Source organism: Cytobacillus sp. EB106-05-05-XG126 (genome assembly GCF_058791715.1).
Window position 1 is genome coordinate 549,116 of the sequence record NZ_JBYTDU010000001.1, and the last position, 13,531, is coordinate 562,646.

Annotated in this window: 12 protein-coding genes; 8 read left to right on the forward strand and 4 right to left on the reverse strand. The window is 34.4% G+C overall.

Annotation, left to right across the window (positions count from 1 at the left end):
* The first annotated feature begins 22 nt into the window (after window positions 1-22).
* Window positions 23-343 (forward strand): hypothetical protein, encoded by a 321-nt coding sequence (locus AC3WTL_RS02705; RefSeq protein WP_248347772.1) that lies wholly within the window; start codon window positions 23-25, stop codon window positions 341-343.
* Between the two features lie 221 nt (window positions 344-564).
* On the opposite strand, the gene AC3WTL_RS02710 is transcribed toward AC3WTL_RS02705, so the two are convergent.
* The gene (locus AC3WTL_RS02710; RefSeq protein WP_282956705.1) at window positions 565-687 is read right to left on the reverse strand and encodes a hypothetical protein; all 123 of its coding nucleotides are present in this window, start codon (window positions 685-687) and stop codon (window positions 565-567) included.
* Window positions 688-1,205: 518 nt separating this feature from the next.
* Window positions 1,206-1,376: a hypothetical protein gene (locus AC3WTL_RS02715; RefSeq protein WP_248347771.1), complete on the reverse strand. Its 171-nt coding sequence runs from the start codon at window positions 1,374-1,376 to the stop codon at window positions 1,206-1,208.
* Between the two features lie 212 nt (window positions 1,377-1,588).
* Between AC3WTL_RS02715 and AC3WTL_RS02720 the strand changes: the two genes are divergently transcribed.
* Both AC3WTL_RS02720 and AC3WTL_RS02725 read left to right on the forward strand, forming a co-directional pair.
* A complete protein-coding gene (locus AC3WTL_RS02720; RefSeq protein WP_492368961.1) occupies window positions 1,589-2,893 on the forward strand; it encodes a helix-turn-helix domain-containing protein in 1,305 nt (434 codons plus the stop codon).
* A 132-nt stretch (window positions 2,894-3,025) separates the two neighbouring features.
* A complete protein-coding gene (locus tag AC3WTL_RS02725; protein WP_492368962.1) occupies window positions 3,026-5,380 on the forward strand; it encodes a leucine--tRNA ligase in 2,355 nt (784 codons plus the stop codon).
* A 182-nt stretch (window positions 5,381-5,562) separates the two neighbouring features.
* On the opposite strand, the gene AC3WTL_RS02730 is transcribed toward AC3WTL_RS02725, so the two are convergent.
* Together AC3WTL_RS02730 and AC3WTL_RS02735 are read right to left on the reverse strand one after the other, a co-directional pair.
* On the reverse strand, window positions 5,563-6,600 hold the full coding sequence (locus AC3WTL_RS02730; protein WP_492368963.1) for an asparagine synthetase A: 1,038 nt from the start codon (window positions 6,598-6,600) through the stop codon (window positions 5,563-5,565).
* Window positions 6,601-6,630: 30 nt separating this feature from the next.
* Complete coding sequence (locus AC3WTL_RS02735; RefSeq protein WP_197205468.1) at window positions 6,631-7,470, reverse strand: class I SAM-dependent methyltransferase; 840 nt, start codon at window positions 7,468-7,470, stop codon at window positions 6,631-6,633.
* Window positions 7,471-7,625: 155 nt separating this feature from the next.
* Between AC3WTL_RS02735 and AC3WTL_RS02740 the strand changes: the two genes are divergently transcribed.
* Genes AC3WTL_RS02740 through AC3WTL_RS02760 form a run of 5 tightly spaced genes read left to right on the forward strand, consistent with a single transcriptional unit; the run spans window position 7,626 to window position 13,524 of the window.
* On the forward strand, window positions 7,626-8,621 hold the full coding sequence (locus AC3WTL_RS02740) for a S66 family peptidase (RefSeq protein ID WP_248347765.1): 996 nt from the start codon (window positions 7,626-7,628) through the stop codon (window positions 8,619-8,621).
* Window positions 8,622-8,633: 12 nt separating this feature from the next.
* On the forward strand, window positions 8,634-9,932 hold the full coding sequence (locus tag AC3WTL_RS02745; protein ID WP_492368964.1) for a pyridoxal phosphate-dependent aminotransferase: 1,299 nt from the start codon (window positions 8,634-8,636) through the stop codon (window positions 9,930-9,932).
* A gap of 13 nt (window positions 9,933-9,945) precedes the next feature.
* A complete protein-coding gene (locus AC3WTL_RS02750) occupies window positions 9,946-11,229 on the forward strand; it encodes an ATP-grasp domain-containing protein (RefSeq protein ID WP_248347762.1) in 1,284 nt (427 codons plus the stop codon).
* The gene (locus AC3WTL_RS02755; protein ID WP_197205464.1) at window positions 11,222-12,247 is read left to right on the forward strand and encodes an adenine nucleotide alpha hydrolase family protein; all 1,026 of its coding nucleotides are present in this window, start codon (window positions 11,222-11,224) and stop codon (window positions 12,245-12,247) included. The genes AC3WTL_RS02750 and AC3WTL_RS02755 overlap by 8 nt, the downstream gene beginning before the upstream one ends.
* Window positions 12,248-12,249: 2 nt before the next feature.
* Complete coding sequence (locus tag AC3WTL_RS02760) at window positions 12,250-13,524, forward strand: ATP-grasp domain-containing protein (RefSeq protein ID WP_492368965.1); 1,275 nt, start codon at window positions 12,250-12,252, stop codon at window positions 13,522-13,524.
* Window positions 13,525-13,531: the final 7 nt, after the last annotated feature.

Here is a 13,531-nt window from a genome sequence, read left to right on the forward strand (position 1 = left end):
TAGTTATTAAGGAGGTGATAGTATGTTTACTTTAGGAAAATGCTGGTGGTGTGAACTTCTTCCTTCAGCTTGTGAGGGATGTGCCTGCAGCATTTTAAGGAATGCGAGAGAAGGGCAGGAGTTTTTGATTTTGCTGAAAGGTACTGCGGAATTTTTAGCTTTAGATCCTGGTCAAACCCTTCAGCCCACTGCCTTTTCTTTTGTCCGGTTTAAAGAAGGGACGTGCTGCGCAATCTTTACCTTCTCCCAGCAGCCGGCAGTGGCACCTGTTCCGGCAGAAAGAGAATTTATCATTGATTGCCGAAGCATTGCTGCTCTTTCTCCATTGACAACTCCTTGCTAAATTGAAGAGGAAATTGTGATCATCAGGTTACCCTGTAATCTGCATGTGGTCCGCTTTTCTATTTGCTGGGGTGCATCAGCGTGAGAGTAAAAAAAACATTGGGTTATCCAATGTTTTTTTGCAATTTATTGCTGTTTATCAAGCGCTAATTTTAATCCAAATCCAATTAGCATAAGGCCTGGTGCTTTATCCATGAATTAGGATTATTTTAGCCGTGTTAATTACGACTTGTATGCCAGTTCAATTCTCCTGTTTTTTGGATTTCTGATTTCTAGCCAGAAATCGTATTGATGCACAATTATATCTTCTATTCCATGATAAATGACTAGTTCATGGTTCGCCAAAAGAGACCCCTCCGAAGATTAAAGTTTTAGATACTTCTACCTGAAAACTGACTCACTGAAACTTAAATTTATGTTCCCTGAAGATAAAATTTAAAAGGGTGCTAAAGGGATAATAATCCAAGGATTAACGCCTTTTTATAAAGGGTCTTATTGAACAAACGGGGCAGCTTAGTTACAAAACATTTAAAGGAATTAGAGGTTTTGTTGCTAATTAGGCATTTGCTAAAGAAGTAAATTAATTTTACTTCGTTAACTAACGTGCTAACAGGGCAGGTTAATTGAAGAAGTAAATGATCAGAAACTCGGGTAATGAATGATCTGAGGATGATTAAATTTGAAGAAGTTATAAAAATTCTGGCACTAAAATCCCCTATGGTACCCAATTAGGGTGGGAGGAAGACCTGCTTCTGCACAATATAACACTCTTAAAATCCATCCTTTAAGATAAAGCAGCTTATATGCTTGAAAGAAGGCCTTGATAAGATGGTTTATCAAAGCCTATTCAAATTCCTATGTAATTAAGCTAAAGAATTATTTTCACCCGTGGGAGCTGGCCATACTGGATCCAATAAAATTTCTTTTTCTGCTATATTGTCTGCTGGTGCATTGCTTAAGGTATCGATCGGTGACTTAGATATGCTAACTGTAAAAAATGCAGCGCAAATTACAAAAACTAGAATTTTCTTCAAAAACTTTTCACCTCACTCTCTTTTATAGGGATATAATACCCGATTATGAAATTTATGTAAATTATAAATTTAAAAAAAATTAAATTTATTTAAATAAAGTTAAAAACCGACTAGAAACTGCTGAGTTTTCTATGTATTATGGATATTAAGATAGTCGATTCAATTATTCAAGATTTTAAAGGTAGTTTTAGAGTTGAGTGGAGGAATTCCTTATGACAACAATGGGAGAAAGGGTTAGAAAAAAAAGAAAAGAATTAGGTTTTACTCAAGAGGATTTGTCTGGCCCAAATTTTAGTCATGCAGTAATTAGTTTAATAGAGAGGGATAGGGCAAACCCTTCTTTAAAAACGTTAGAGTATATTGCAGAAAAACTAAATGTCAATGTTAATTATTTGTTATATGGTCAGGAAAAACAAATTGACGTTAGCAATGACATTACTTCAAAGCTAGCTATAATTCCTAGTCTGTTAAAACTTACTAAATTTAAAGAAGCAAAAAAGGCAATAAATGAAATCAATGAAGAGAGTGTTAATACAGATCAATTGGGTGAGTATATAAAGCTTAAAGGTGATATAGAGGTGGGGCTTGGAAATTATTCAGAGGCAGTTTCACATTATAAAAATGCTCTTATATATACCACACTTTTAAATATAGAAACGCTAATTGAAGTTTATACAAAAATTTCTGATTGTTTTATAAATTTAAAGGATTACCAATTGGCTATAGAAAATGCTCAACAAGGACTTTTGTTATTTAGATTCTATCAATCAAAAGTAAATCCTTTTACTAAACTGCAACTGTATTATAACTTATCCCTTAGTTATTGCCGTATATCTGAATTTAAGAAAGGTCTGCAAAGTATAAGTACAGCTTTTGCATATATGGAGGAGACTCATTGTTATTACTTTCAGAATTTATTTTGCATGTTAGAAGGCTTGGCATATCTGTATACTTCTAAGTTTAAAGAAGGAATAAAATCTACATTAATGGCGATCAAGCACATGGAAAAAAGTAACTCAACAGAATTAATAGGATGTTACACAAATTTGGGTATTCTGTACAGAGAAATAAGGGACTATAAAAAATCTTTAGTGAATTTAGAAAAAAGTCTAGAACTATCTATTATGCACAACAACAGCTGGAACCTATTAAATACCAATCTTGAATTAGCATTGACATATTTCTTAATAGGAGACTATAAATCATCGGAGATTATATGCCAAAAACAACTTGAAAATACAAATAATAGATCCGAACTTTTTGTAAAGATAACTTTATTGCTGGCTTTTATAAAGTTTAAATCCCATTCAAACGAGGAGGCACTAGAACTTGTAATTGAAGCGGAAAAGTTATCGAAAGCTAAAGGAGGATATGGTTTACTATCAAAAATTTTTATTTTAAAGTCTAAGATCTTCAATGCACAAGGTAATCACCAGGAAGCTATTAATGCGCTAAATACAGCGCTAAATTATTGTAAAGGAGAATCATACGATAATCTTTCATTTTTTTTAGAATAAGAATGACATGTTATTAAAAAAGATTCAGCCTCTATCCATTTGGTTGCTAAATAAAATTTTCAACATGAGTTCCTTTCACACCTATGAACATTGTTATTTTTAAAAATGTTTAAAGCTGGGGGAGTAAATAATATGCGTACTTATGAACCTTTGAAGGTTGAGGAAAAGTGGCAGCAAGAATGGGAAAAAAGCGAGATCAACACGACAAACACAACTACTGAAGATTCTAAAAAAAAATATTACATATTAGAACAATTTCCTTATCCTTCGGGAAGTGGACTTCACATGGGGCATGTGAGAGTTTATTCAATGGGAGACGTATTAGCACGATTTAAACGGATGAAAGGTTTTAATGTGCTCCATCCAATGGGCGCAGATGCTTTTGGTTTACCTGCAGAAAATGCAGCTATTAAACATCAGGTTAATCCAGAAGAGTGGACTTTAAAGAATATGGTTCAAATAAAAAATGAACAAAAAACTTTAGGCTTCTCTTATGATTGGAATAGATATCTTGGTACCTGCCTTCCCGATTATTACAAAATGACTCAAAAATTATTTTTATTATTTTATAAACGTGGATTGGCATATAGGAAAAAAGCTAATGTAAATTGGTGTCATGAATGTTCAACTGTTTTAGCTAATGAGCAAGTCGAAGATGGTAAGTGCTGGCGCTGCGATACAGAAATTGAAAGAAAAGAACTGGAACAATGGTTCCTGAAGGTAACTGATTATGCTGATAGGCTTCTAACAGATCTGGACAAATTAGATGAATGGCCAGATAATGTTAAAAATATGCAGAAAAATTGGATAGGTAGATCTGATGGTTATGAAATTACATTTTCGATTAAGGATTTAGATGAAAAGATAAACATATTTACAACTTGCCCGAGCTTAGTTTATGACACCAGCTTTCTAAAGTTGTCAATTGATCATCCTTTTATTAGGAACCTCCGAAATTCTAATTCCCAAATAAGAGAATTTGTAGAAAAAACAGGCAAAATTTCTGAGTTTGATAGAGCATCATATAATGTAGTTAAAGATGGAGTATTCTCAGGATTTAATGCTGTAAATCCTTTAAATGGTGCTGATATACCTATATGGGTTACTAATTATGTTCTTACTGAAGGGGGGTTAGGTGTTCCAGCCCAGGAAAAGAGTGACTTTGAATTTGCTGCTAAATATAATCTTGCTTTAATGGGAGAGGACCATAACAAAGATAGCTTAGATAGGGATGAGGTCCTCAATACACTTAAACAATCGGAAAGTGTGAAAAAGAAATGCAGATATAAATTAAGAGATTGGCTAATATCCCGTCAGAGATACTGGGGATGCCCAATTCCCATACTATATTGCTCTAAATGTGGTACGGTACCTATTCCTGACGACGATTTACCAGTTTTGTTACCTAAAGATGTTGTTTTTAATAAAGGGCAAAATCCTATTGAAACTTCAGCTGCTTATAAAACAACTATTTGTCCAAACTGTAAGAATGAAGCAAAGAGAGAAACCGATACGATGGATACTTTTATAGACTCGTCTTGGTATTTTTTAAGGTTCATAGATCCCAAAAACGGGCAAGCCCCATTTGATCCTGAAAAAGTAAATAAATGGCTGCCAATTGATGAATATGTAGGTGGAGTGGAGCATGCAATTTTACATCTTTTATATTCGAGGTTTTTTACTAAAGTTCTCTATGATGAGGGTTTGGTAAATTTTGATGAACCTTTTAAAAGCCTCTTGACTCAAGGTATGGTATTAAAAAATGGTTCAAAGATGTCAAAGTCTAAAGGGAACGTTATTAGTCCCATGGAAACAATAAAAAAATATGGAGCAGATGCTACCAGAATGTTTGTGCTTTTTGCAGCTCCTCCTGAAAAAGACTTGGAATGGTCTGATTCAGGTTTGGAGGGTATGCTCCGGTTCTTAAATAAGGTTTGGAAATTAGTTCAGAAAAATACGGATAATAATACATCTGAAAAAGTTCTAAATTTGGAAGATGAAGAAAGTCAAAAGTTATACCGAGAATTACATTTGACTATAAAAAAGGTTACAAAAGAGTTAGAAGAAGGAAATGGATTTAATACCGCGATCAGCTCTATAATGGAATTTGTAAATTCTGTTACGTTTAATCAAGAGAAAATAAGTAAGTCGAACTTAAAAGATTATTTAGAAGCTATCCTTTTGCTGCTGGCTCCTTTTGCACCGCATATATCTGAAGAACTTTGGAGATCCATTGGAAATACTGGCAGTATATTTAAACAAACATGGCCAGAATTCAATACAGATGCTATTATAATGGATAAAATAGAAATTCCTATACAAATAAATGGGATAGTTCGAGATTTAATTAAGATTAGAGCAGATATAAAAGAGGAGCAACTAAAAGAGGAAGTTATCAAGCTGCCTAAGATTCAAGCAAGGATAAATAATCAAGAAATCAAAAAAGTAATCATTGTTCCAAATAGACTTGTAAATTTAGTAGTTTGATCTATATTATAATATAAAGCCAGCTAATTTCGAATTAGCTGGCTTTTTCTTAATTGCATACTATTAGAAAAATAGATTATTTTGTGTATGGTACTATGGAACAAGAAAATTCCATGGTTTGAAAAAATGATATTTAATACAAAATAAAAAGGAGGCACTAATTAAGCGCACTCCTTTTTACCTTATGGATTAATCAATTCTCCATTAAATCTTGGGATAAGTTGACAATCTCTTATTTCATTATGGTTAACTAGCCAAAGTATAAACCTTTCTATGCCCATACCAAACCCTGCAGTATTTAGAGGATATAGTTCCTTCATGTCTAGATACCATTGATAATCTCTACCATCTAGATTATGAAAGTTTAAAGCCTCTCGCACCTCCTGTGCAGTTGTATGACGTTCACCACAACCAACAACTTCTCCGATGCCAAACAATAAGTCGCCGTTAAGAGCATATTTCCCTGTTTCATCAGATCCCTGATAAAATGGGACAGATAAATAATCATGATGGGTAAGCCAAACAATTCCATCATACATTTTTATTAGCTCCTGTTCCCCTTCATGAGTGATAGTTCGAAAACCCTCAGGATGGTATTTTACATAACGGCTGCTATTACCAAGCAAACCAACAGCCTCTTCCATAGTAACCGTCGGATAGTTACCATTCCTGTCAATCAGTTTTTCAATATGGGTTAGATCTCCTGAAACTGACTCTAAAGTATCTGGAATGTTATTTAACAAATCAGTACTTAATTGATGGACATAATTATTTACGAGCTTCATTACTTCATGCAGATTCCCTTGAATTTCTGCCTCACTGTGGTAGAACTGGCACAAATGCCTAGAATCAGCTTTTTCTCCTCTGAAAGAAGGCATTATATAATGTACACCTTCATTAAATACTCTTAACGCATATTCTAAATGAAACTGCATTGAATCTGATAAATAGGTATCTATGCCCTCAAGCTCTATCTTCACGGGCAATGAATCACTTCCAAGCCCCATTGGACTTGTAACAGAGCCGGTGGTTATTGGTAAACAAATAGACCTAAGGTTTGACTGTTTAAAAAATTTAAATGTGGAATGATTAATTTCGTCCTGAATGGTACAGATCGCTTTATACCAAGGGTCAGATAGAGCTTTTTTAAAATGCGTTTCTGTGTTCATCCACGTCTTTTGGGGAATTATTCTATCTTTACTATTTGTACTTATAGACATCATTAATTCTCCTCTCTAGATATTTACCGTTTATACTCGGCAGGATTTATGTAATATCGGCTCTGGGTTAATAGGTTTAAATTTGTAGAGCATAATTGAGAAACCACAGTAGGTAAGGTTCTTGTCAAATAATTCATAAAAATATCTTAGTCTATTCTCCATAGCTTTCTTAATATCAGGATCCACTGTTGAAAGATGTTCCTGGGACATGACCATGGAAATATATTGTTCAATTTCCTCACGTGTTGACTCCAAATATTTAAAGTCCTCAGTAAAATAGGGTTTTAATCCATGATCTTCAAACGTTTCTTCCCAGAAAGACTTATCCCACACATCAATATTTGAATGAATAGCTTCCTCAACTGACTTTTTAATATGGAAAGGAGGAATCTCCCTATAGTAAATCGGGGCAGCTGCCAATACACCGTTTGGCTTTAGGACTCTTAAATATTCTGAAATGGCACTATCCCTATCATTTATGAATGACGTTACATTACTGCAAAAAACAAGATCAAAGGAATGATCTTCGAATGGCAGAGTTCGAGCATCAGATTGTATAAACTCAACATTTTTAATACCGTGTTCTTCTGCTTTTGCCTTTGAAAAGGCCACTGATTGTTTATTAATGTCTATTCCAGTAACCTTTGCATGTGGGAGGGTGCTGGCGAATTCAAGACTGGAAAATCCAGTGTTTGAGCCAATCTCCAAAATACTTGCATCGTGTCGCAGGTTACTTTCCCTAATAATTACCCGAATGGTTTCGATTCCACCAGAACACATATTAGGCTCTCTTACTATAGAGACTAAATTTGAAAAATCAGTATTAATAATTTCTTCTTTACTGTAGATTCTTTCTAAAGTTACCACCATTAATAACCTCCGTTTGTTAGAAAATTCAAAATCCACTAAAATCTATCATAAATTTAAAAATAGGTCAATTATATTTTAAAAAATTTAAATATATTTGAATTTTTTTAAAAGGGCTGTTATGATGTGATTAAATAACATATTTTGGATGGTGGCAAATGAATGAATATAAAATATCAAAAAATGACGAAATAGTTGTATGGGCTCCATCCTCACCAGCCCCTTTCCTTTTCCCTAAAAGGTTTAAAAGAGCTATTACTTCATTAGCTGATCGGGGATATAAAAATATAAGGATCGGCGATTCATGCAAGAGAAACCAAACTTATGATATTGGATTTTCCAAATGCCTTGCTGAAGAGTTCCATAGTTATTTAACTAATGAGGATATAAAAGCAATCTTCTTTGCTGTTGGAGGCTGGACTACCAGTGCCTTGTTTCCCTATATAGATTGGGAGTTGGTTAGCGCAAACAAGAAAGTCTTAGTCGGTTACAGTGATGCTACCTCTTTATTACTAGCTTGTTATGCAAAATCCGGCATGCTGGGGTTTCACGGACCAATGGTAATATCTGAATGGGGTGAATACGGTGGTCCATGGCAATATACTGTTGAGAGACTGGAAGAACAATTGTTTGGTGAAAATCTTTATATAGATTTAAAACCACCCGATTATTGGACTGAGGAAAAGTTATGGTGGGATAAGGAAGATGTTCGAAAAAGAAGCATTTCCGGGAGAGGGGAGTGGCGTTTCTTTAAGAAGGGAAAAGCTGAGGGGGTTTTAATTGGCGGGAATTTAAATACAATTAGTTTTTTATTAGGAACAGAATATATGCCACGTCTAGAAGGTGCAATTCTATTTTTTGAAACTGAAGGATATAGCCCTGATAAATTATTAGCCTATTTAATGCAACTGAAATTTCACGGGGTATTTGATGACATATCCGGCCTTATTATTGGCAGACACTCTAATCCTGAATTGGCTAGTTCCGGCGAGTCTTCATTTGAAAAAATCTTACATAACGTGTTTGACAAATATAATTTCCCCATAATAGCCGATGTTGATTTAGGACATACGGAGCCCATGATAACACTGCCAATAGGCGGTCGTGCATTGATAGAAAGTGAACAAAACTTACTTAGAATTTATAAAAACTAGAGGAGATCTCCCATGTATAGGAATTCTTTAGCAGAAATGATTTATGATAATGTTGCTCCTAACCATTTAAGGGATACCAAATATCTACAGGCCTATTTAACTTCAGAAAATAAAGAGCCAATTCCATTAGCATTAGGAGAGACCTGGAAACGAGTCCCTGATGGTCTTATAAACAATTTGAAGGAAGCTGCTTCTTTTGAAAGTGGTTATCAGATTTCTATGTATGGCCTACCGAGTTTTAGGAATCTTTTGAAAGACTACATTGGAAGGTCAGAAAGAATTGCTGGGGATAATAGATTAGAAACTGCTGTTACCTGGAATGGAACAAGAAGTGCCATGTTTGATTTTGGTAGATACTTATTAAAAAAACAAAAGAATCAGAAGAAGCCAGTGTTTATCTCCACTGATCCTGGATGGGATTATGAAGGTGTTTTTTGTCCTTTAGGTTATGAAATAAAAAAAATCCAACTATCTCCCTTGAACAGCTTTCAGCCCAGTTTAGAAGATTTTAAGACAGCTATTGAAGATATAAAAAAGCATCAAGGCAAATACCTCTCGTTTATTGTAATTAATGCTCAACATAACCCTACAGGAAACAACTGGAGTGAAGTATTGGTTGAAGGAATTATTCAATTAGCTGCAATACATAAATGTGGGCTATTGATTGATAATGCTTATTATGGTCTAACACCTGATTTCAGCAGTAAAACTTCAGCACTAGAAATTGTTAATAGAAACTGGAGTATTATCGAATCTGCAAAGATTAATAATTGGATCTTTGCTACAAGATCTTTAGGTAAACAGTTCCATTGTAACGGTTGGGGAATTGGGGCAATCATGGCTAGCCCTCCAGCTTTGGATATTATAGTAAACGAATATAGAGCTGTTCATTCCTACAATTATAATGCACTGATGCAAAAATCTATGGAAAAGTGGATGAAATCTGAGGAATCCACAAGATTTTTAACTAAGCTGCATTGCGAAAGTGACAGAAAAAATAATTATATTAACGATTTTTTCAAGACTAAATTAAATTACCCAGAGTCTTCTTATCATATAGGCGTTTATTCTCCGTATTTACTTTTTGAAGTTCCGGAAAAATACCACAACGAGGCTGACAGTATAAATACCTATATTAAAAAACTCTTCTATAAAACTGGTGTTCTGGTAACTGATTGCTGGGCCACTCCTAGAAAGAGCGATTTAAAGGGTAAATCACTAAAGTTTGTTCGGATGTATACAGGTGTTTCAGAAGATATATTACATGAAGCCCTTGATAGACTTAGGCAAAATGAATTTTCATTTAAATAAGGGGGAACATTTAATGAGGAAAAAATTAATGGTACTGATACATGATATTGATCCATTTATCTATTTAAAAGGTTTAGAGTGTTTAGACTATGAAATTGACGTCATCTATACAGAACCCCAAAACCCTGCAATGTCTGCTATTTTTAACAATTGGCTTAAGGTTACTACGTTAAAAACCCAATCTGTAAAAGGACTTGAAAGCATTTATGAATTGGCTGAAAAAATTGGTCGGGAAAAAAATATAGACGGTATTTTAAGTTTTAATGAGTTTATGACAGAACCTGTAGCTGAAATTGCCCAAAACTTAAATCTGCCTGGGAATTCTGTACAGGCAGTTAAAGCCGTTCAAAATAAATATTTACAAAGAATGAAATTGAAGGAGTACCAAGTACCAAGTGCAAAGTTTCATCTAATTAGAGAAGAGTCTGATTTAGCTGCAGCAAGTCAATCAATAGATTTCCCTGCAGTCTTAAAACCTGCCTTCGGATCAGGCAGCTACCATGTGTATGACATCGAAAACATGGAGCAGCTCAGAGAGGTATATAAAACAAAAATAAAATCTTATTCAAATTATTTAAATAAAGAAAAAGAGTTATTCCTACTTGAGGAAAAACTGATCGGAGCAAATTTCTATCATACTGAAGGATATGGTGATTATGTTAGCGTTGAGTCAATGGTATACAAAGGGAAAATAAACCATATTTGTGTTTGTGATAAAACTCCTCTAGCTCCTCCGTTTAGAGAAACAGGTGCCATCTTACCTTCTGTATTGGAGACTGATAAACAAAATGAAATATATGAAGTAGCTTCCAAAGCAATAAAAGCTCTAGGACTAACAAATGGCCCTGTACATACAGAAATTAAGTTAACAGAGCATGGTCCAAAAATAATAGAGGTTAACGCCAGGGCTGGCGGAGCAATGCCCATAATGCTTCAATTGTGTTCTGATTATGACATTCCTAAGGAGGCTGCTAAAATCACTGTTGGTGAAGAGCCAAAATCTAAAGCAACCTTCAAAGGGTATGGCTCATCATTTTTCTTTCATGAAGAAAGTGTTAGTGAAAAAGAGGTTGAGTCGATTGATGGTGTAGAAGAGGCAAGGGCAATTCAAGGTATACACACCCTTGTTTGTTTAAAAAAGCCTGGGGATAAGATATTAGCAGACTTAGGTATGCGTTCCTTATACTCTTTTGCTTATACTTTTGGAAATACTTCAGTGGAATGCTTGGAGCAATATAAAAAGATAAAAGAGACTATAAAAGTCAGCTATAAGATAGGAAGTGTTGAACATGTCTGAAAAGAAAGTTTTTATTGAAAACTCTCAGACTGGTTTAAATGTACATTATGATGTCCAAATATGTGAAAATTGCGTTTTGCCTGAGACATTCCCAGATATATCATTTAACTCTAAAGGAATTTGTAATTATTGTGATGAATTCGCCGGTATTCCAGATTGGAACGAAACCAACTTAGAAGAGTTTATTAATACAGTTAAAACAAAGTCACTAGGTTCTAAATATGACTGTTTGGTCCTATATAGCGGAGGAAAAGATAGTTCTTTTTCTTTAAAATTAATGAAAGAAAAATATAATTTAAGGATTCTGGCGATGACATTAGATAATAGTTATTTATCTAACGTTACAAGCCAAAATATGAAAATTGTTTTGGATAACTTAGGGATCGATCATCACATAATTAAATACCCTAAGTCAGTGATGGATGAGATTTATAGAGGAAGTTTAAATGGAACGTTTGACAAGTCAACATACATGTATTCTACAACTTGCTGCGGCTCATGTATAGGGCTTGTATTCATGACGGGTGTTATGTTGGCGAATAAATTGAATATCCCTTTAATTGCGGGGGGATGGACCCCTGGTCAAATGACTGATTCAGCCGTTCTTGAAAGTGATTTCATACAGGGAATTATCAGCAAATATGCAGACAGGATGAAAGAAGTTTCAGAAAAAGCCTGGGCACATGTTGGAAGTGAAGAAGAACAACTACAGGTTACCCAGTTCTTAGTTAATCCACTTTATGTTTCAGATTATAAAGAAGAAGAAATAGTTAAGTCATTAAAAGAAATTGGTTGGAAGCAGCCTAAAGATACTGATTCGTGTTCTTCGAATTGCCGTTTAAATAGCTTTCTAATAGTAGATCATTTAAAGAAATTTCAATTCCACCCTTATGTCTATGAATTATCTTACCATGTAAGAGCTGGATTAATGAGCAGGCATGAGGCATTAGAAAAAATGTCACATATTAATGTCACTTTAGATTATGTAAATAAATTAGAAGAAGAGTTGGGGGTTTAATAATGAGAAAGCGTCTTTTATTACTTTTATATAGTGGAGGGTCCGCTCCTGATTTAATTTATCCTAGTATCAGTAAATTAGATACAGATATTGTTACCATCTATATACGACCTGAGAATAAAGCACTTAATGATCTATACAACAACTGGGTTGGAAAATACGGTGATGCGATTGAGGTAAAAAGTTTTCAAGAGATGGTCACTGAAGCTATAGCCTATCATGAAAATAAACCGATTCATGGTGTTATAACATTTGGAGAAATGGTTTTGGATACAGCAGCTCAAATCGCAGAAAAACTCAACTTACCATATAACACTAGAAAATCCATAGAGTTATCACAAAACAAGTATTTACAAAGGAAAGTACTTCATGAGAATGGTGTGCCGGTTCCTAAATTTCACTTGATTGAAGGTGAAAATGATTTAAAGATAGCTTGTGAGAAAGTTGGATTTCCTGCGGTCTTAAAACCAGTGTATGGTGCTGGTGGCTACCACATAGCAAGTGTAGAGAGTTATCAAGAATTAGTAAAAGTGTATACAGACTTTACTCAATCCTATAAAAATTATTTTGTGGAAAATGGAAAGCCGGATTTTTTATTAGAAGAAAGAATGGAAGGGGTAAAGTGGCATAAGGAAGACTATTATGCAGATTATTTGAGTGTGGAATCTATTATCCATCATGGAGAAATATATCATTTATGTGTCACAGACCGTACTGAAATCTTAGAACCCTTTAGAGAAACGGGATATATGTTACCTTCGAATTTAGGAAATGATTCTAAGGAAAGCCTATATCAGATTGCAGCAGCAGCAATTCATGCTTTAGGATTGAAAAATGGTGTAACTCATATTGAGATTAAACTAACAGAGAGCGGCCCTAAAATTATAGAAGTGAATGCAAGGCCAGGAGGAGGTATTCCATTTAGATTAAGACTTGCTGATCCAGATTATGATCTATTTTATGAAATGGGCAGATTATCTCTTGGAGAGAAACCGAAAACAATTCCTGACTTTAAAAGAAGTGCAGGTTCATTCTTATTACATGGGCCGAACTACAATGTTAAGATTGCCGAACTATCAAATATACAAACAGCAAGAGAAATACCAGGACTTGAACTGCTTATTATGGTTAAAGAGGCGGGGACTATTCTAGATCCTAAAAATAGTTTAATGGATATGTTAGGTTTCGCCTATGTAAGCGGGAAGACGCACAGTGATTTAATAGCAATAAGGGACCAATTAATAGATACTCTCAATGTTAAGTATGAGCCTGTATAATAAAGTT

Bases quoted from the DNA above. Each gene is read 5' to 3' on its own strand.
- AC3WTL_RS02705 (WP_248347772.1), top strand. From the start codon at position 23: ATGTTTACTTTAGGAAAATGCTGGTGGTGTGAACTTCTTCCTTCAGCT.
- AC3WTL_RS02725 (WP_492368962.1), top strand. From the start codon at position 3,026: ATGCGTACTTATGAACCTTTGAAGGTTGAGGAAAAGTGGCAGCAAGAA.
- AC3WTL_RS02755 (WP_197205464.1), top strand. From the start codon at position 11,222: ATGTCTGAAAAGAAAGTTTTTATTGAAAACTCTCAGACTGGTTTAAAT.
- AC3WTL_RS02720 (WP_492368961.1), top strand. From the start codon at position 1,589: ATGACAACAATGGGAGAAAGGGTTAGAAAAAAAAGAAAAGAATTAGGT.
- AC3WTL_RS02740 (WP_248347765.1), top strand. From the start codon at position 7,626: ATGAATGAATATAAAATATCAAAAAATGACGAAATAGTTGTATGGGCT.
- AC3WTL_RS02760 (WP_492368965.1), top strand. From the start codon at position 12,250: ATGAGAAAGCGTCTTTTATTACTTTTATATAGTGGAGGGTCCGCTCCT.
- AC3WTL_RS02730 (WP_492368963.1), bottom strand. From the start codon at position 6,600: ATGTCTATAAGTACAAATAGTAAAGATAGAATAATTCCCCAAAAGACG.
- AC3WTL_RS02745 (WP_492368964.1), top strand. From the start codon at position 8,634: ATGTATAGGAATTCTTTAGCAGAAATGATTTATGATAATGTTGCTCCT.
- AC3WTL_RS02750 (WP_248347762.1), top strand. From the start codon at position 9,946: ATGAGGAAAAAATTAATGGTACTGATACATGATATTGATCCATTTATC.
- AC3WTL_RS02735 (WP_197205468.1), bottom strand. From the start codon at position 7,470: ATGGTGGTAACTTTAGAAAGAATCTACAGTAAAGAAGAAATTATTAAT.